Origin of the sequence: Streptosporangium amethystogenes, from assembly GCF_000721075.1 — a bacterium.
Lineage (GTDB): Bacteria > Actinomycetota > Actinomycetes > Streptosporangiales > Streptosporangiaceae > Streptosporangium > Streptosporangium amethystogenes.
The window spans coordinates 169,432-187,371 of record NZ_JOEQ01000013.1; the positions used below are offsets into that span (position 1 = coordinate 169,432).

Sequence of the window (17,940 nt, forward strand, 5' to 3'; positions counted from 1 at the left end):
TCCCCCACCGTCACCCAGTCCCCGGTCAGCGGCAACAGTGATCTACGGCTCTCGGCGGACGACGGGCCACAAGCTGGCCGTAAACCGCAAAACCGGATGAAAAGTTCATCTACTCCGCCGGCACCCGTAGGCGCCGACAGGCGCGAAGCGGGGCCGCGATCGTCCGGCCGATGAGAGTGGACCCGGCGACCGCGAGCCCGTCGCACCGCCCGGCGCCCGAGCAGGTCGGCCGGGCCTGCCCGTGGGCCGGTTCACCTGCTCGTCGGGGCACCGTCCGGCGATCCACGATCCCGTTGCGCGTCCCTGCGGACACGGGCGACCTCACCCGAGCACGATGCCCAGGCGAGGGGACCGCCGATCCCTGTCCACGGCCCTCCCGGTGAACCGATGTCGGTTCACCGGGAGATCAGGAGTCACGTTGGGCCTTCTCAACGGCCCGGCCGGCGGGTTATCAAGAACCGGAGAGCACACGCACGCGCCGTTCCCGCTCACGACCACCACTCCGATGTGGATGAAGGACGACATGCGCCGGCCATGGGCAGTGATCGTACGAACGCTCTGCATCGCGGCCCTGGCCGCGACCGGGCTCGCCACCACCACCACCACGGCGGCGGCCACCGCGACCGAGCTCCCTCGCTGGGGGTTCGCCGTCGTCAGGGGCGGTGCCGTCGTGGACTCCAGGCGCCAGGCGGGCTCGTGGCCGGACGAGCTCAAGGTCGAGGCCACCGCGGGCGACCCCGGCCAGGTGCTGGTGAGGTTCCCGCAGATCGGCATGGCCGCCGGAGGGGTCGCCCACGTCACAGCGATCTCCCAGTCCGCCGACTGGTGCCAGATCCAGGGCTGGTGGCAGTCGGGCGCCGACGAGATCGTGGCGGTGCAGTGCCACCGGTACGGCGTGGGACCGATCGCCTCGTGGTTCTCCGTCACCTTCGGGTACAGCCCCCAGTACCTGCCCGCACCCCAGGCGTTCGGATACGTGCACTGGAACGGCTCCGCCGTGGCCGCGCGGTTCAACTCCTCTGCGCCGACCGCGGTGAACACCGCCGAGCCGTTGACGGCCCCGGGACTGTGGCGGGTCACCCTGCCGAGGCTCGGCTCGGCGGACTATGCCGGGAACATCCAGGTCACCGCAGTCGATTCGGCGGTACCGGCGCGCTGCAAGCTGGGCGGATGGAACACGACGACGGCCGCGCAGAGCATCGTCGTGCGCTGCTACGACGCCACCGGCACGCCACTGAACACCGGATGGAGCCTGACCTACCACCGCGAGCGGGCCCTCACCTGGACGCCCCCGTCGTACCGCTTCGCCTACACCTTCGACAACCTCCCCGACACCCCGGGTGTCTACCGGCCGACGCCGTATCAGGTCAGCTACAACTCGCAGTCCGGGGGCGTGCAGCTCAGCAGGTCCGCGGTCGCCAGGAGGCAGGTGATCTTCGGTGGCCTGTCCGGATACCGGGACAACGTCCAGGTCACCGCGTTCGGCTACGGCTCGGAGTTCTGCAACCTGTTCACCCCCTGGGAGTCGTACTCGGCGTACGTGAGCATCCGGTACGTCACCTGCTACAACGGCGCCGTCCAGGTCGACCACCCGGCGATGATCACCTACCTGACCCGCTAGGACACCGGTCGTGGCCGTACGGCGGTGCGGTTCCGGCTCCCCCGCAGGCGCGCCGCCGTACGGCGGTGCGGTTCCGGCTCCCCCGCAGGCGCGCCCGGCCTCACATCGAGGGCTCCGCGCCCGGGGCCGGGGGTGCGGTCCTCGGTTCGCGGCGCAGCATGGCCCGCAGCCGCTTCTCGATCGGGTACTCGTACAGCCGGTACAGCCCCCACGACAGCAGCACGCTGACCACCAGGCCGGCCACCGCGTACGGCAGGTGCGCCCAGCTGGGCGGCGGGAAGTCGTAGAGCGACTGCCGGCCGAACGCGTGCTTGGCGATCGGGAAGAGCACCAGGAAGTGCACCAGGTAGAAGGCGTAGGACCACTGGCCGAGCGCCACCAGCGGGCGGGAGCCGAGCAGGCTGCGCCGACCGTCCAGGTCGTTGGTGGCCGCCGCCGCGATGAGCAGTGCGAACACCACGATGCTGCCCCGGTTGGCGGCCTCGGCCAGCGCGGTCGGCCACAGGCCCGAGGCCGACCACGCCCACAGCAGCGCGAAGTAGCCGACCGTGATCACGGTCGCCGCGCGCAGGCCGAGCGGGCTGCGCCAGCCGCGGCGTACGGCGGCGGCGATCACGATGCCCAGCACGAACTCGCTGACCCGGGCGATCGGCGAGTGGGTGGCGAAGTAGTACAGGTCGGAGGTGAACCAGTTCTCCGGGGTGATCTGCGGGTTGGCCAGCCAGAGCCAGACCCGGGTGCCGATGCTGATCGCGATGAGCACGGCGGCGATGACCACCATCTGGCGCAGCGTGCGCCGCACGATCGGGCGGACCACGAACGGGAAGACCGCGTAGAAGAACGCCTCGCACGACAGCGACCAGGAGACGGTGTGCGGCACGGTGTCGCTCTGGAACGACGCCGGGATCCACGCCTGCACCAGGAGCAGCGTCGCGACCGTCCACCAGACCAGCGAGGTGCCGCCCTCGGTGGGCCAGAGCTGGCCGCCGACGAGCAGCGCGACCGCCGCGACGGTGGTGATGAGCAGCGACGGCCAGATCCTGGCGAAGCGGCGCCAGTAGAACCTCGGCGCGGTGTCGTTGTCGAAGAACGTCCAGGTCAGGACATATCCAGACAGGACGAAGAAGAAGGTCACCCCGGCGGTGCCGAGGATGAACAGCTCGTTGAGATAGGGCAGCGGCAGCAGGATCGCGACGTGGCTGAAGAACACGCCGAACGCGGCGAACCACCGCAGCCCGGTCAGCGACTCCAGCCGCGTCCTCGGCCGCCCCTCACCGGTGGCCTGCGACGGCCTGGCGGATACCGAGGTCATGATGTCTCCTCTCCGGTGAGGCCGGCCTGCGCGCGGCGCTCGTCGATGAGTGCCGCCTGCTCGCGGACCGTCGCGTGGTGCAGCAGGTCGGGCAGTTCCACCTCGACGCCGAACGCCACCTCGTAGCGCAGGCTGAGGCGGGCCAGGGTGAGCGAGTGGCCGCCGAGGTCGAGGAAGCCGTCGGCGGCGCCGATCTCCCGCACGCCGAGCAGTTCGCGCCAGATGCCGGCGACGGCCTCCTCGGTGCCGCCCCTGATCGGTACCTGGCCGCCCTCGTCGCCCGGGGCCTCGGGGCTGGGCAACTCCCCGTGGGCGATGTCGCCCCGCGCGGTCCTGGGCAGCTCGTCGAGGACCACGACCGAGCCGGGCACCTGGTATTCGGGCAGGTGGGCGGTGAGCTTCCGCGGATCGATCCCGTCACCGGCCACGTACGCGACGAGCCGGTCGTGGCGCACGTCCACGATCGCCTCGACCACGCCGGGGCGGCCGGCCAGGGAGCGGGCCACCTCGTCGGTGTCCACCCGGAACCCGCCGACGGTGAACATCCGGTCGAAGCGGCCGAGCAGCTCCAGCGAGCCGTCGGGCAGGATCCGGCCCCGGTCCCCGGTGGCGGCGCCGCCGACCTGGATCTCGCCGGGTACGCCGGTCGCGCCGGGGCGCCCGGCCCGGCCGGTGACCTCGATCGGGGTGCCGGCCAGCGGGACGCCGAGCGGGACGCCCCTGCGGGGTTCGGCGAGCGGGTCGATCCGGTGGGCCGCGGCCCAGCGCTCTCCGTACAGGGTCCAGGTGGGAACCTTCGCGGCCAGTTCCCGCGCCAGGGCGGCCGGAACGGTGGCCGCGTCGCAGAGCGCGGTGAACGGGTGGTCCTCGGGCAGCGCGCCCTCGATCAGCAGCCGCCGCCACGTGGCCGGCGGAGCGTGGACGACGGTGGCGTCGGCGACCAGGACCCTCAGCTTCTCGGCGTCACCGGCGGCCTCGGGGGGCGCGATCATCAGGTGCGCGCCGGACGAGAGGGCCAGCAGCATGGCATCGGTGAGCGCGCCGGAGGCGGGCGGGGCGAAGGTGAGCACGGTGCCGGTGGCGCCCAGGCCGATCCGCGAGGCCAGGTCCGCGGCCCGCGCGTAGCCCGCGTCCCGCGGGCCGCCGTCGGCCTTGAGCCGGGCGTACCACCACACGGCGAGGTCGGGGGTGTCGGCGGCCGGCGGTTCGGCCCCCTTGCGCACGGCGGGTGCCAGGTCCTCGGCGCGCGCGTCGAGCTGGGCGTAGGTCAGCGTGCCGTCGACGGAGGTGACGGCGGGCGAGTCCGGGGCGCGCCGCGCCCGCTCGGCCAGGACTGCGGCCGGCCCCTCGGTCCCGACGGTCTCGGGCCGGGGTGGTCTCGGGGACGCGGGCAGCGCCAGGTCGCCGACCTGGCGGTCGGGCTGGGCGCACGCCTCGGTGAGCAGGAGCGTGAACTGCTCGGCGAGGACCTCGACGGTCGCGGGGTCGAACAGGTCGTCGTTGTAGCCCCACAGGCCCGCCATGCCGTCGCCGTCGACGCTGAAGTCCACCATCAGGTCGAAGTGCGACACCTCGACGTCGGGCACGAACTCCGAGGCCCGCACGCCCGGCAGGTTCAGGAAGACGCCGTCGTTGTCGCGTACCCCGAGTCCCGCCTGGAACAGCGGCGTGTGGCTCCGCGGCCGCTGCGGGTGCAGTTCGCGCACCAGTTCCTCGAAGGGCATCTCCTCGTGGTCGTGGCCCTCGACCGAGGCGTGGCGCACCCGGCGCAGCAGCTCGCGGAAGGTGGGCTCGCCGCGCAGGTCGAGGCGGAGACAGATGATGTTGATGAAGCAGCCGACGAGCTCTTCGAGCTCGGGCCGGATGCGTCCGGCGGCGGGTACGGCGGTGACGATGTCGGCCTGGTCGGCGTAGCGCGACAGCAGCACGCCGTAGGCGGCCAGCAGGACGGTGAACGGGGTGGTGCCCTCCTCTCGTGCCATCGCGCGCACCGCGCCGACGACGTCCGCGGGCAGCCGGGAGCGGTGGAAGCGGCCGGCGCGGCTCCGGTGCGGCGGGCGGGGCCGGTCCGAGGGCAGGTCGAGCAGCCGGGGCACGCCCTCCAGGGTCCGCCGCCAGTAGTCGACCAGGCGCGAGCGCACCTCCTCGGTGCGCAGCCGCTCACGCTGCCAGACCGAGAAGTCGGTGTACTGCAGATCCAGTTCGGGCAGAGGCGCCGAGGAGGTGTAGAGGGCCTCGATCTCGCGCCCGACGATGCCGAAGGACGGGTCGTCGAAGACGATGTGGTGGAAGGTCAGCACGAGCACGTGGTCGTCGGGCCCCAGCCTGAGCAGCAGGGCCCGCCCCAGCGGCCCGTGCCGCAGATCGAACGGGGCCAGGATGTCGTCGGCGGCCATCCGCGCGGCCTCGGCCTCGGGGTCGGGATCGCCGGCCAGGTCGACGGAGCGCAGCACGCCGGTGGGCGCGTCGCCGACGCGCTGGACGGGCATGCCGTCGATCTCCTCGACGGTGGAGCGCAGGATCTCGTGCCGCCTGATCACCTCGCAGAGCGCCCGGTCGAGGGCTCCGGGGTCGAGGGGGCCGCGCAGTCGCAGGGTGGCGGGCACGTGGTAGAACCCGAATCCCGGATTGAACTTCTCGCCGAACCAGATGCGCTCCTGGGTGGAGGAGACCGGCACCCCCTCGTCGGGTGTCGCGCGTCGCGGGATGCGATCTCGCTCGCGCCGTCGGCGGGCGATCAGGTCGTGCACATTGTCAGCGCCGTTGGAAATCGTCATTGGTTACCTCACGTCTGTGGGGTGCAGCGTGAATGCGGAATTTCGCGTCAGGATATGTCTTGATAAGTAAGCACATTCGCCCAGCATTGCGGAAAGGCGGCTAAACGGATATGGAGCTGCGAGGGGTGACGGCACTGGTGTCGGGGGCCGGTGGAGGGCTGGGCGCCGCCACCGCGCGCGAGCTCACCGGGGCGGGCGCGCACGTGGTCGTGGCCGAACTGGACGCCCATGCGGGGAAGGCGGTGGCGGATGAGGTGGGCGGCACGTTCGTGGAGACCGACGTGACCCGCGCCGAGTCGGTCGAGCACGCCGTGGAGGTGGCCGCGGGACTTCGCGGGCCGCTGCGGGTGGCGGTGAGCTGCGCGGGTGTCGCACCCGCCGCCCGCACGCTCGGCCTCGACGGCCGCCCGCACGATCTGGGGACCTTCGAGCGGGCGCTAGCGGTCAACGTGGTCGGCACCTTCAACGTGATGCGCCTGGCCGCCGCCGCGATGGCCGCGACCGAACCGCTACAGGACGGCGAGCGGGGCGTGGTCGTCAACACCTCCTCCGCCGCCGCCGAGGACGGCCAGGCCGGTCAGACCGCCTACGCCGCCTCCAAGGGCGCGGTCGCCGCGCTGACCCTGCCGGCCGCCCGCGACCTGGCCTCGGTCGGCGTGCGGGTGTGCGCGCTCTCCCCCGGCCTGTTCGACACCCCGCTGTTCGGGGCGATCCCGCCGGAGTTCCGGCGCCCACTGGTACGGCAGATCGTCTTCCCGCCCCGGCTGGGAACGCCGGCGGAGTTCGCCCGCGCGGTCCGGGCGGTGTGCGAGCTGGGCTACCTCAACGCGGCGGTCGTCCGCCTGGACGGCGGCCTGCGCCTGCCGAAATCGTGAATATCCCGCTGAATGCGCGAAGAGCAGTCCGCGCACCCCGTGAACGCGATGGAAATCGTGAACGCCCGGACGTCTCGCCGGCGGGATGCGGGGTAGCGTCACCGTACGTTTCCATGGTCACCGATCGAGGGAGATGGAGAAATGCTCACCCCACCCGACGGAATGCCGAGAATCACCCCCGTCATCTTCTACGCCGACCTCGAAAAAGCCATCGAATGGCTCATCGAGGCGTTCGGATTCGAAAAGCGGAAGGTGCTGAAGGACGACGACGGCTCCATCGTGCACGCCGAGCTGTCGTTCGGCGAGGGCGTCGTGCAGCTCGCCGGGACGGGTGACGGCCGCAGGCACGAGCCGCAGGGCGCGGGCGAGCTGCGCCAGAGCCTGTACGTGTTCGTCGACGACGTGGACGAACACTACGAGCGCGCGAGGAAGGCCGGGGCGGTGATCCGCGACGAGCCGGACACCCGTTTCTACGGCGACCGCAACTACACCACCGAGGATCTGGAAGGCCACCACTGGGTCTTCGCCCGCCGGGTCGAGGAGATCCCGTACGACGAGATCGACACCCCGTGAGCGCCGTGGAGCAGGTCAGGGAGCTGTACGAGCGCTACCCCTGCCCCTCCCTGACCGTCGGCGACGACCTGATCCTGGACCTGGCACTCGGTATCGGCATGGTCGCCAGGGACAAGACCCTGGCGGGCAAACGGGTGCTGGACGCCGGGTGCGGCACCGGCCACCAGCTGCTCGGGCTCGCCTCGCAGTATCCGAAGGCGAGCTTCACCGGCATGGACCTCTCCCGGTCCTCGCTCGACGTGGCCGAGGAGCTGCGCGAGCGCAACGGGCTGACCAACGTGGAGCTGGTGCGCGGTGCCATCGGCGGGGACGGGTTCGAGGGCCCCTACGACCTGATCGTGATGACCGGGGTGCTGCACTGCCTCGACGCCCCCCGCGCGGGCCTGGCCTGGCTGGCCGAGCGGCTCTCCCCCGGCGGCCTGATGTACCTGTGGCTCTTCCACAGCTTCGGCGAGCACCAGCGGCTGATCGACCGCGAGCTGGTACGGCTGCTGTCGGGCGGAGACACCGGTGAGGAGGGTCTGTCGGTGGTGCACCGGCTGGGTCTGGGCCGCTCGGCGGGCCGCTACGGCACGCACTCCTCGGCGGCCGGCGACCCGCGCGACCAGGATGTGCTGGACGCCGACGCCTACCTGCACCCGGTGATGCGCACCCACCGCTTCGGCGACGCGGCCCGCCTGTTCGAGGACCTGGACGGGATCGGCTGGGTCGCGCTGAACGGCGTCAACTGGGACGGCGGCGGCAAGATCCTGGACCTGGGCCGCCGCCACCCCGCCTCCCCGGTCTTCCTGTCGGACGCCGACCTGTTCGACGACGAGGAACTGCTGGCCCGCTACGCCGGCCTGCCCGCCGCCGAACGGGCCGCGGTGATGGAGCTGCGCCTGGCCCCGACCGGCTTCACCATCGTGGCCGGCGCCCCGGGGGCCGAGAGGCTCTGCGAGTCCAGGATCGCGGGCAACGTACTGCTCAGAAACCACGGAGAGGAGTAAGCGGCTCCGGGATCCGGCCTGAACCGCAGGCACCCCGGGCACGCGTATCGCGGAGCCTGTACCGCACCGCACCCACGGCTTGCGTGACGCGCATGTAATGCGTGACGCGCAATGTCGATAGGATCGCCCCATGAACGACGACGCCATGGACCTCCGGGCACGCAACAGCCGGGCCACCCGGGAGGCGATCAGCCATGCCGCACTGCGCCTGGCCATCGAGCAGGGCCCCAGCGGGCTGGCCCTTGTCCGCGTCCATGACATCGCCACGGCCGCGGGAGTCTCACCACGCACCTACAACAACTACTTCTCCAGCAGGGCGGAGGCGATCTGCGCCTTCCAGGCCGACCAGTCCAGGCGCGTGGGGCAGGCGCTGCGCTCCCGGCCCGCCGACGAGCCGCTCGACCAGGCCGTCATCGCGGCCGTGATCGAGCTCTACACCAACCCCGAGCCCGACAAGGCCGGCCTGCGCATGATCATGTCAACACCCGAACTGGAAGGTGAGGCGCTGAAGGCGTTCAGCATGGCGGAGGGCCCGCTCGCCGAAGCGATCGCGGCGCGCACCGACACCGACCCCGGACACGACCTGTTCCCCGCCGTCACGGCCGCCGCGGTCGCCGGCGCCATCCGCGTGGCGGGGCGGCACTGGCTCGAACCCGGCAACCCCGAATCCTTCGCCACCACCCTGCGCCGCGCGCTGTCCTGCGTCTTCCCCGCCCAGTCCCCCGAAGACCCGGAGGCGCAGGGACGGTGATCGGGGATCTTCCCTGATCCGGGTGAGCGAGCACGCCGGGAACGCGTTGTTCACCGCGACGCCCCGGACCCGATCGACGCGGTGGCCGGTACGAACCGACCGGCGGCCCGCGGTTCCGGCCGCATCCGGCAGGGGCTGACCGGTACCCGCCGATACCGACGCGAGCGGCCGGGGTTCGCCCTGGTCGCTCGCGTCACCGTCGGTGATCTCCCGCCGGTCCGCCAGGCGCGGGCGAAGGCGTGGATGGACAGGCCGTACAGGTCGATCGCGGTGACGGCGGGCTCGTCGCAGCTCGATGATTTTCGACATGGGATGTCCGCCGGCTCTAAAACTCGATATTCCGAAATTTCGAATTTATGGTTGAATCGAGGAATGCAGCCGATCCTGAGCATGCTCCTGACCACAGTGCTGACGGCCCCGACGACCGGCGCCGTCGCCGCCCCCGCCGACCTCAAGGACACCGAGGCCGTACTCGCCTACATCCAGGCCCATCCCGACGATGTCGCGCTGGTGACCCAGGGCGTCAGCCACAACGCCGACCGCCTCGCCCCCGTGGCGTCGGCCATCAAGATCACCCATCTCGCCGCCTACGCCGACGCCGTCCGCAAGGGCCGGGCCAAGCCGGGCGAGGAGGTCTCCGTGGCCCTGTGGAACGCCTACCACCTGCCCGGCACCGACGGCGGCGCCCACGAGGCGGCGCTCGGACGGCTCAAGCCCGGTGCGAGCGTCACGCTCGACCAGCTCGTCTCCGCCATGATCGAGGAGAGTGACAACGCCGCCGCCGACCTGCTACGCGACCGTCTCGGCCCCGGCGCGCTGCGCAGGGTCGCGCAGACTCGCGTCGGGACCATCAACGGCGAGATACTGCGTGCCTTCGGCGGCTGCACGCTGCCCGCCGACGTCTGTCTGAAGAACTACGTCAAGGCCGGCAAGCAGGTGCGGCTCACGCTCCCCGGCTTCGCCCAGCAGGCCACCTGGGCCGAAACCGTGACCCGTGTCCAGCCTGGCGTGCTGCGTGGAGTGCTCGCCGGACTCAGGAAGGACAGGACGGCGAGCAAGCACCTGGAGTGGCCGATGCGCCAGCCCGGCGCCGACCCCCGCGCGCTCCTCATCGGCACCAAGGGGGGCGCGCTGCCCGGCGTCATCAGCGAGGCCATGTACACCGTCCGGCCAGGTGAGAAGCCACGCGAGACCGTCTTCGCGCTGCGGCGACTGCCCGAGGCGACCTGGTTCTCCGGGATGCGCAGCTATGCTCACCAGCAGTTCATTGTGCGGATGGCGACCGATCCCGTCTTCTTCGCGAAAGTCCGCGCAGCGTTGAAGTGAGGCGACCCTGACCAGCGACAACGACCGGATCCAGGATCTTGAGGCGCGGGTCGCCGCCCTTGAGGCCGCGCTCACCGCTCCTGAGCCACCGGCGGCCGGCGACGACACCGGCCTGTTCACCTACGGCGGCCAGGCCAGGCTCGGCGGCTACCAGTGGCTGTGGGAGATAGCCCGCAGCCCCGGCTGGTTGCTTCGGCAGCCGACCGGGCCGTTGGCCGCCGTCCTGGCCGCCGCCGGGCATCCGGCACGCTTCGAGATCCTGCAGTCGCTGGTCGTCGGGCCCAAGCCGGTCGCCGACCTGCAGGCCGAGCTGGCCCTCGCCTCCCCCGGCCAGCTGTACCACCACCTCAAGACGCTGGCCTCGGCCGGGCTGGTCGAGCAGCCCGAGCGGGGAGTCTACCGGGTGCCACCGCACGCGATCTTCCCCGTGCTGGCCCTGGCCGCCGCCGCGCTCGACGTGGCCGAACGCTCCGGCGCCCCGGCGAAGGCTCACGATCTTCCCGGCTGAGGTTCGGTGGGTGCGCGAGATCCACCACGCCGACACCCCGCTCCCCTGGTCTTGTCGAACGCCGGGAAACGAGTACGGCGGGCGGTCGTCGACCGCCCGCCGTACTCCGTCAGATCAGAGCTGCTGCCACAGGGCGGGAACGTTCGGCGGCTCCCAGCCGGGCAGTGAGATGTGACCCTGCAGGCACCGGTAGCCGACGCCGTTGTAGGTCACGGTGTCCCCCACCGCGTACAGGGTCCAGGTCTGCCAGGTGCTGCCGCCCTGCCCACCGCTGACGGTGAGACTGAAGGTGGCCGAGCGGTCGGCGCTCGTGCCGTCCGCGTTGAGGTTGATCGTGTAGGTCCCCGCGGGGGTGCTCGCCGAGGTGGCGATCGTGACCGCGGAGGACTGGCCGGAGTTGATGTTCGCCGGGCTGAAGGACGCGGTCGCGCCGGAGGGCAGGCCGGAGGCGCTCAGCGCGACGGCCTGCGCGTTACCGGAGGTCACCTGGGTGCTGAGCGTCGCGCTTGCCGACTGGCCGGGCTGGACCGAGGCCGAGGACGGGCTCACCGAGACCGAGTAGTCGTTGGCCGGAGGAGGGGTGTCCCCCACGGCGAGCTTCCACAGGGCGTTGGCGGCGGCGTCCGCGTTGCGGTCCAGCGCGGTGGTGTTGATGTTGGAGGTGGTGTCGCAGGCGGAGTGGTAGCAGCGGTCGAAGGCCTGGCCCGCGGTGCCGCCCCACTTGGCGGCCTGAGCCGACGTCTTGACCGTCTCGGCGCCGGTGAAGACACCGCCCACCTTGACGCCCGCGTTCTTGAACGGGGTGTGGTCACTGCGGCCGTCACCCGCGGTCTCGATCTCGGTCGGGACGTTGAGCGTGGCGTAGTAGTCCTTGAAGATCTTCTCGATGGCCGGGTTGTCGTCGTAGACGAAGTAGCCCGGGTTCGGCGAGGCGGTCATGTCGAAGTTGAGGTAGGTGTCGACCCCGCTCGCGCCGCCGTTCTGGACGTAGTGGGTCGAGCCGCGCAGGCCGAGCTCCTCGGCGCCCCACCAGGCGAAGCGGACGTGCTTGGTCAGCGTGGGGTTGCGGTTGGCCAGCGTCAGCGCGACCTCCAGCAGGGTCGCCGAGCCCGAGCCGTTGTCGTTGATACCGGGACCGGCCGTGACGCTGTCCAGGTGGCTGCCCAGCATGACCGTCGGACCGGTGGGACCGGCCGGCCAGTTGGCGATCAGGTTGGAGTGGGTCTGGCCGTTGTAGGTGAAGTTCTGCACCGTCGTGCTGTAGCCGGCCGCGTCGAGCCTGCCCTTGATGTAGTTCAGCGAGGCGGTGTAGCCGGAGGTGGCCGAGGCCCGGTTGCCGCCGTTGCCGGAGGCGATGGACTGCAGCTGGTTCAGGTGCGCCGTCACGTTGGCCACCGGGATGTCCGGGCTGGTCGGGTCGGGCGGGTTGCCGCCGGTGACGGTCAGGGAGTAGCTCGCCGTCCGGTCCACGTCGGCGCCGTCCGCGGTGACCGTCACCGAGGAGGTGCCACTGGGCGTGCTCCCCGAGGTGGCCAGCGTCAGCGTCGAGGTCTGGCCCGCCGTGATGGTGGCCGGGCTGAAGGACGCGGTCGCGCCGGAGGGCAGGCCGGAGGCCCGCAGCGTGATGGACTGGGCGCTGCCGCCGGTCACCGTGGTCCCCACGGTGGCGGTGGTGGACTGGCCGGCCTGCACACTGCCCGAGGTCGGGCTGAGGGAGACCGAGAAGTCGTTGCCGGGCGGGTTCACCGTGCAGGTCGCCTCACCGCTCTGCGCCGGGACGTTGACGGCGGCCCACGCGGCCTTGGTCGCGTTGACCTCGACGCAGCTGTTCGGGAAGAGCTGCTTGGCCGCGGCCACGGTGGTCAGGCGCGCCTTGGCGTGCGTCCACGGAATGGTCTTGCTGTTCAGGCCGCCCATGAAGATCTGACCGGCCTTCTGGATGCCGATGCCGGTCAGGCCGGCCGGTCCGGAGCAGACGGTGCTGGCGGGCTTGCCGGGCGGGTTGGTGCCCTCGGCGAGCAGGTAGAACCAGTGGTTCTGCGGTCCGGCCGCCGCGTGCACCTCGGTGTTGGGGATCGAGGAGCTGTAGCAGTTGGGGTCGCCGAGCGCGCCGGGGTTGTACATGTTGCGGATCGGGCCCTGGCCGACCAGGTTGACCTCCTCGCCGACCAGATAGTCCGGCGGGTCGGAGGCGTTGGCGGCGAAGTGCTCGGTCAGCGCGCCGAAGATGTCGCCGGTCGACTCGTTCAGGCCGCCGGCCTCGTTGCCGCTGCCCGCCCCGCCGGAGCCGGAGAACTGGAAGATCGCGTGACCGTACTCGTGGCCGACCACATCCATCGGGGTGGCCTGCTGGTTGTTCGCCTGGTTGTGCCCGAAGTTGGTGTAGGACCCGTTCCAGTAGGCGTTGACCTCGTTCAGGCCGACGCGGGAGGGGAAGGCGCCGCCGGAACCGTTGAACCCGTTACGGCCCAGCCAGTCGCGCAGCATGTCCCATTCCTTCTGCGCCGCGTACAGGGCGTCGACGCAGGCGGTCTCCAGGCTGGTGCCCTGGCCGTTGCCCCAGGCGTCGTCGGTCCCGGTGTAGGCCGAACCGTTCTGGCCGCCGCAGCGCAGGCCGGGACGGGTGGTGTCGGTCATCGAGTACGAACTGCCGGAGCCAGAGGTCTGGATGGTCAGCGGGCTGCCGTTGTAGAAGCCGTTGCCGGTGCCGGCGCGGACGTCGTCGTAGGAGTCCACGACCGTTCCGTCGAGGGCGTCCACGAAGATGTGCAGGACGCTCGGAGCCTCCTTGGTGGCGCCGGTGACGACCACCTCCCACGCCAGCCTGGGTTGCTTGCCGGCCGCGTGCACGACCAGCCGGGGGGTGCTCACGCTCTGCACGGTGGGCAGTTCGCCGCGGGCGGTGACGGCCGCGGCGGCGGCGTCGATCCTGCTCTTCACGCCTGTCTCGATCCTGGCGCGCTGGCCCGAGGCCACGGACCCGACCTCCTGGCCCGTCCTGTCGGTGGTGACGATCACGTCACCGCCGTAGACGGGCAGCCCGCGGTGGGTGCGGGAGTAGGTCAGGTACTGCAGGCCACGGGTTCCCACGATGGTGTTCGTGAGCGTGAACTCGTCCTCCGCCGCCTTGAACAGGGCGTCGGACCTGGTGGCGAGGGCGCCGGCGGCGCTGGAGACGGCGCGCCTGCGGGATTCGGGATCCGGCGGCGCGAACGCCGGCGGATCTGCGGACACGGTGCGGGCGGCGATGCCCGCGGGGGCTGTGGCGGCGCCGGCGGCGCTCACCACCGATGTCGTGGTCATGGCGACGGCGGCCAGTACGGCGACCGCGCCCAGTTTGACCTTGGGATTCACTCGGGGTGACTCCTCTCGGTGTCCCTTGGGGGGTTGGAGGGATGCAAGGAGCCCTGGCGTTTTGGGCTGGACCAAAGCTGACACCGTGAGTGCGGGACGAGTACCCTACGAAATTGCATAACTTCGCGATATAGGCGGCTAAACAGGTGTAGAAAGCGGCATGTGGCGCCGCAGCCATGACGCGTAGACGGGGGCGCGCCGCACCTCGGCCCAGTAGGTTCTGGTGACGGCCCGGACCAGTTCGTGCCCGTACCGGGCGACCGGCCCGTGCTCGGTCCACCCGATCATGTGCCGAAAGCGCAGCGGGGTTCCGGCGAGTGGCCGGATGGTGATTCCCGGGTGGCCCTTGCTGGTCGCCTGGAACATCCCGACGCACCGGCCCGAGGAGATGAGGTCGATGGCGAGGCTGAGGTCGGCGGAGTAGCCGACCTTCGGGGTGAAGCCCTGCTCGGCGCAGGCGGACCAGAAGTGCTCGCGGTGCCCCGCCTCGACCAGCGCGTGCATGACCCAGTCCTCGCCGGCGAGATCACGCAGCTCGATCTCCTCCTGCCGGGCGAGCAGATGGGAGGCGGCCACCCCGACGAAGATCGGCTCGACGGCCACGCCCGCGTAGACCACTCCCGGGGGCGGGAGGAGCTCGTGTCCCGGATAGTCGCCGAGGGTGGCGAGTTCCAGGCGCTCGGACTCCAGGAGTCCGGGCAGCAGGTCCATCGCCTCCTCGGTGCGGACGGTGATATCGGCACCGTCCAGCAATTCGTTAAGGCATCCGATGACATTTATCGCTAAATGGCTGGACATACAGCCCAGGCGAATTCTGACCTTCTCCGGAGGCTGCTCGGCGTAGCGCATGCCGTCCCGCCGTAACTCGTCGAACGCCGGCAGCAGCGACCGCGCCCTGATCAGCACCCATGCGCCGAGATCGGTGGGCCGTGCCCCCTCCCTGCCTCGCTCGAACAGCGGTCCGCCGAACATCCGCTCGATGCGCCGCAACTGCGTGGCGAGCGCGGGCTGCGACATCTTGAGTGCGACGGCCGCCTTGGAAATGCTGCCCGAATCGGCGATCGCACAGATTGCTCGTAGGTGACGCACCTCTAGGTCCACGCCGGGAGCTTAATAGTAAAAAATCTTTCCGGTAAGACCCAAGTTTCAGATGCGGCACGCATGCGTTCCTGGCCGCCGAGATCGCCGGCCACGGCGCCGGTGAGCAGACCCTCGCGCAGCGGCTGCGCCATTGACCGCCGACCGGGGCTCCCACACCTTCGAGACCTGGTCGACCGCGGTGGTCACCGGTCGGCAGCAGGGTGGCGTGGCGACCATGGCCGCCGCGCCACAGGTGCGGTGTTTCGGGTGTTCGGCGGTCAACTCGCGCTGTCCGTCAACACCCGCCGCTCGTCTCGCCACCACAAGCCGCACGCCGGCTACAAGCTGGTGCGCTGCCGCAGAGTACCCGTGTACTGCCCGACGTCCAGCCTTTTTCCGGCGGCCCACCCGTCGTCGTGACAGGTCGCCAAATGTCGGTCGGCCGCGTCGCCGATCAGCGACACCACCGTGCCGGTCTCGCCCCTGGCCCACATGCGCTCGACCAGCTCCAGCGCCGCCCACAACGCGGTGCCCGACGAGGCGCCGACCGGCAGCCCGATGACCTCGCGGATATGCCGGGCCGCCGCCACACTGGCCGCGTCGGGCACGGGGACGACCAGGTCCACGAGGTCGGGCCGGAAGCCAGGCTCGACGCGCGGCCGTCCGATGCCCTCGATCCGCGACGGCATCCCGGTGCCGTAGTCGGGCACGTCGAGGGTCCATCCCGGGAAATAGGCCGAATTCTCGGGATCCGCCACCGCGACCCGGCAGCTCTCACCGCGGGACTGGATCCGCTGGCCAAGGGAGGCCGAGGTCGCTCCGGTGCCCGCGCCCACCACCACCCAGTCCGGCCGCACCTGCCCGAACAGCTCCTCCGCCAGGTCGTGCGGCGTGGCTCGCCCGAACTGGTCCAGGAAGTGACCGTCGATCTCCCGTGCGGTGTTGTAGATCGCCAGCGGCGGCGTCACGAACCGGCACTCCCCGCCCAGCTCCTCCACCGGCCGCGCCCGCGCCTGGCTGCGCTCACCCGGCATGACCACGATGTACGGCAGGCCGAGCCGCCGCGCGAACCATGCCTGCGCCACGGCCGCGTTGCCGCCGGTCGCCTCCACCACAGTCATACCCTCGGCGATCGACCCGTCGAGCACGGCCCGGCGGAACAGTGCCCTGGCGTGCCGGTGCCGCAGGCTCCCGGTCGGCTGCACGGACTCGTCCTTCAGCAGCAGCCTGATCCCGGGCGCCGATACCGGGAAGTCGATCAGCGGGGTGGGCTCGCCCACCGCCAGCACGTCGAGCGCTCGTGTGTGCCAGTTCACCGTTCCACCATGTCAGGCGCCGCCCGAAAGATCACGCCCGTTCGCCACGAGCGAGCCGGTCAGGGAATCCGCGCGTTTCCCCTGAAGTGACCGTCGCGGTTGCCCGATCAGCCCGCCGAAGCCGCCGAGATGGCGTTGACCGGCCAGAACTCACGCTGGAACGCCAGGTCGCAGGTCTGGACGAGCAGCTTCAGGAATCTGCACAGCCAGGCGAATCCCGAGATCGAGGTGGAGCTGCTGATCTCAGGTACCCCTCGGCCCACCGTGGTCCGCCGGGAGTGGACCGGCAGCCGGGTGGAGGACTCGGTGGCGACCGTACGGCGCACCGGCCAGGGACCCGCGCGACAACGGCAGCAACCTTACGGACGAAACACAGCAGGGTAGGCGGTCTGTCCGCGCTGTCGACGGTTGCGGAGAAGGCGGCGCAGGCAGACCGCACGTGCTCAGGCGGCGAGTTCGCTGTGCAGCTGGTCGCGGAACTGGCGGACCATGATGCTGCTGCTGTACGGGTCCAGCTCGTCAGCGAACTTCTGGGCGAGCTCGGTCGCGCGGGCGGAGGTCAGCGCCTTCGTCATCGGAATCGCGGCCCGAGCCACGTCGATGGCCTGCTCCAGCTCACCCATGCCGAGGTATCCCTCGGCAGCGTGGATCTGGTTGAACTGGGCGGTTCGAGGGATGCGCTCGCGATACTCGGTCACGGCTGCCTCCGCAAGGTTTATTGCTCGCCGATGCTCGCCGAGCATGCTCCAGCAGCGACCCGCCTGGGCTCTCAGCTCCGCTTCCTCGTATCTGCTGCCCCACTCCGGATCACGGTCACCGGCCCCTTGGGCATACGCTCGCTCGGCCTCGGTAATCAGTCGCTCGACCTGCTTGGCGGTATGCCGGTCAGGGCTCCCGGACTGACTGGCCTGCAAGGCCGTCGCCCAAGCCTCCCTGGACAGCATCAACGCCATGACGCGCGGGGATGCCTGTGCCTGGCGGGCGGTGTCCGTCGCGGCTCTCGCGAGCCAGGGCGCCCAAGTGGCCTGCTCCAGGTGGATCGCCTGCCGGGCCAGCGTCGCCAGCACCCAGGCACCGGTCAACGAGTCGTTACCCGTCTTCGCCAGCCGCAGTGCCTGCCCGAAATGCTGCTGCGCCTGACCATGGCGGTTCGAGTCGAAAGCCGTCCAGCCCGCCAGCCAACTCATCCCGGCCGCCGCCGACATCAACGCCGATCCCACCCGATCGTCGTAACGTCCTCGGAGCAGTGGCTTCACCGTCTTGTTCAGATATCCCACCACCACCGGGCGGACCAGCCCGGCCCCGAACTGGTTGTCCATCTGGCCGAACACCTTGCACGCCTCGTGGATCCGCTCCACATCGGCCATCCCGACCATCGCGTTGGTCCCCCGCTGCGCGACCGTCTGAGGTGGCACCCCGTAGTTCCACGCCGTCAGCCACTCCCCCAGCGCCGCCGGG

The 17,940-nt window shown here is 70.9% G+C and carries 14 protein-coding genes; 7 read left to right on the plus strand and 7 right to left on the minus strand.

Features of this window, described 5'->3' with window-relative positions; genetic code table 11:
• The first annotated feature begins 511 nt into the window (after positions 1-511).
• Positions 512-1,621: a hypothetical protein gene (locus IG98_RS47105; protein ID WP_157594432.1), complete on the plus strand. Its 1,110-nt coding sequence runs from the start codon at positions 512-514 to the stop codon at positions 1,619-1,621.
• 100 nt (positions 1,622-1,721) lie between these two features.
• On the opposite strand, the gene IG98_RS0120865 is transcribed toward IG98_RS47105, so the two are convergent.
• Together IG98_RS0120865 and IG98_RS0120870 are read right to left on the minus strand one after the other, a co-directional pair.
• On the minus strand, positions 1,722-2,933 hold the full coding sequence (locus IG98_RS0120865; RefSeq protein WP_030914444.1) for an acyltransferase family protein: 1,212 nt from the start codon (positions 2,931-2,933) through the stop codon (positions 1,722-1,724).
• On the minus strand, positions 2,930-5,710 hold the full coding sequence (locus tag IG98_RS0120870) for a condensation domain-containing protein (protein ID WP_030914447.1): 2,781 nt from the start codon (positions 5,708-5,710) through the stop codon (positions 2,930-2,932). The genes IG98_RS0120865 and IG98_RS0120870 overlap by 4 nt, the downstream gene beginning before the upstream one ends.
• A 110-nt stretch (positions 5,711-5,820) precedes the next feature.
• Here IG98_RS0120870 and IG98_RS0120875 point away from each other — a divergent pair, with 110 nt between their 5' ends.
• From IG98_RS0120875 to IG98_RS51970, 6 genes are all read left to right on the plus strand, one after another.
• Positions 5,821-6,585, plus strand: coding sequence for an SDR family NAD(P)-dependent oxidoreductase (locus IG98_RS0120875; protein ID WP_030914450.1), 765 nt, complete (start codon positions 5,821-5,823; stop codon positions 6,583-6,585).
• A gap of 141 nt (positions 6,586-6,726) precedes the next feature.
• Positions 6,727-7,158, plus strand: a complete 432-nt coding sequence (locus tag IG98_RS0120880; protein ID WP_037970849.1) for a VOC family protein — start codon at positions 6,727-6,729, stop codon at positions 7,156-7,158.
• Positions 7,155-8,147 carry a class I SAM-dependent methyltransferase gene (locus IG98_RS0120885; protein WP_051752545.1) on the plus strand — a complete coding sequence of 331 codons (993 nt, stop codon included), beginning with the start codon at positions 7,155-7,157 and terminating at the stop codon, positions 8,145-8,147. Before IG98_RS0120880 ends, IG98_RS0120885 begins: the two co-directional genes overlap by 4 nt.
• Positions 8,148-8,277: 130 nt before the next feature.
• Positions 8,278-8,898 (plus strand): TetR/AcrR family transcriptional regulator, encoded by a 621-nt coding sequence (locus IG98_RS0120890; protein WP_030914459.1) that lies wholly within the window; start codon positions 8,278-8,280, stop codon positions 8,896-8,898.
• A gap of 372 nt (positions 8,899-9,270) precedes the next feature.
• Positions 9,271-10,224 (plus strand): serine hydrolase, encoded by a 954-nt coding sequence (locus tag IG98_RS0120895; RefSeq protein WP_030914462.1) that lies wholly within the window; start codon positions 9,271-9,273, stop codon positions 10,222-10,224.
• Positions 10,225-10,411: 187 nt separating this feature from the next.
• Positions 10,412-10,732 carry an ArsR/SmtB family transcription factor gene (locus IG98_RS51970; RefSeq protein ID WP_169750155.1) on the plus strand — a complete coding sequence of 107 codons (321 nt, stop codon included), beginning with the start codon at positions 10,412-10,414 and terminating at the stop codon, positions 10,730-10,732.
• 114 nt (positions 10,733-10,846) lie between these two features.
• Here the strand turns inward: IG98_RS51970 and IG98_RS0120905 are convergent, their stop codons facing one another.
• The 5 genes from IG98_RS0120905 to IG98_RS51975 all read right to left on the minus strand — a co-directional run.
• Positions 10,847-14,086 carry a M28 family peptidase gene (locus tag IG98_RS0120905; RefSeq protein ID WP_030914467.1) on the minus strand — a complete coding sequence of 1,080 codons (3,240 nt, stop codon included), beginning with the start codon at positions 14,084-14,086 and terminating at the stop codon, positions 10,847-10,849.
• 138 nt (positions 14,087-14,224) lie between these two features.
• On the minus strand, positions 14,225-15,187 hold the full coding sequence (locus IG98_RS0120910) for a LysR family transcriptional regulator (RefSeq protein WP_030914470.1): 963 nt from the start codon (positions 15,185-15,187) through the stop codon (positions 14,225-14,227).
• Positions 15,188-15,504: 317 nt separating this feature from the next.
• Positions 15,505-16,482 carry a PLP-dependent cysteine synthase family protein gene (locus tag IG98_RS0120915; protein ID WP_030914473.1) on the minus strand — a complete coding sequence of 326 codons (978 nt, stop codon included), beginning with the start codon at positions 16,480-16,482 and terminating at the stop codon, positions 15,505-15,507.
• Between the two features lie 107 nt (positions 16,483-16,589).
• Positions 16,590-16,808: a hypothetical protein gene (locus tag IG98_RS0120920; protein WP_030914476.1), complete on the minus strand. Its 219-nt coding sequence runs from the start codon at positions 16,806-16,808 to the stop codon at positions 16,590-16,592.
• A 117-nt stretch (positions 16,809-16,925) separates the two neighbouring features.
• Positions 16,926-17,940 (minus strand): NsdA family TPR-like regulatory protein (locus tag IG98_RS51975; protein WP_211264042.1); only part of this gene is annotated, 1,015 nt, incomplete at its 5' end.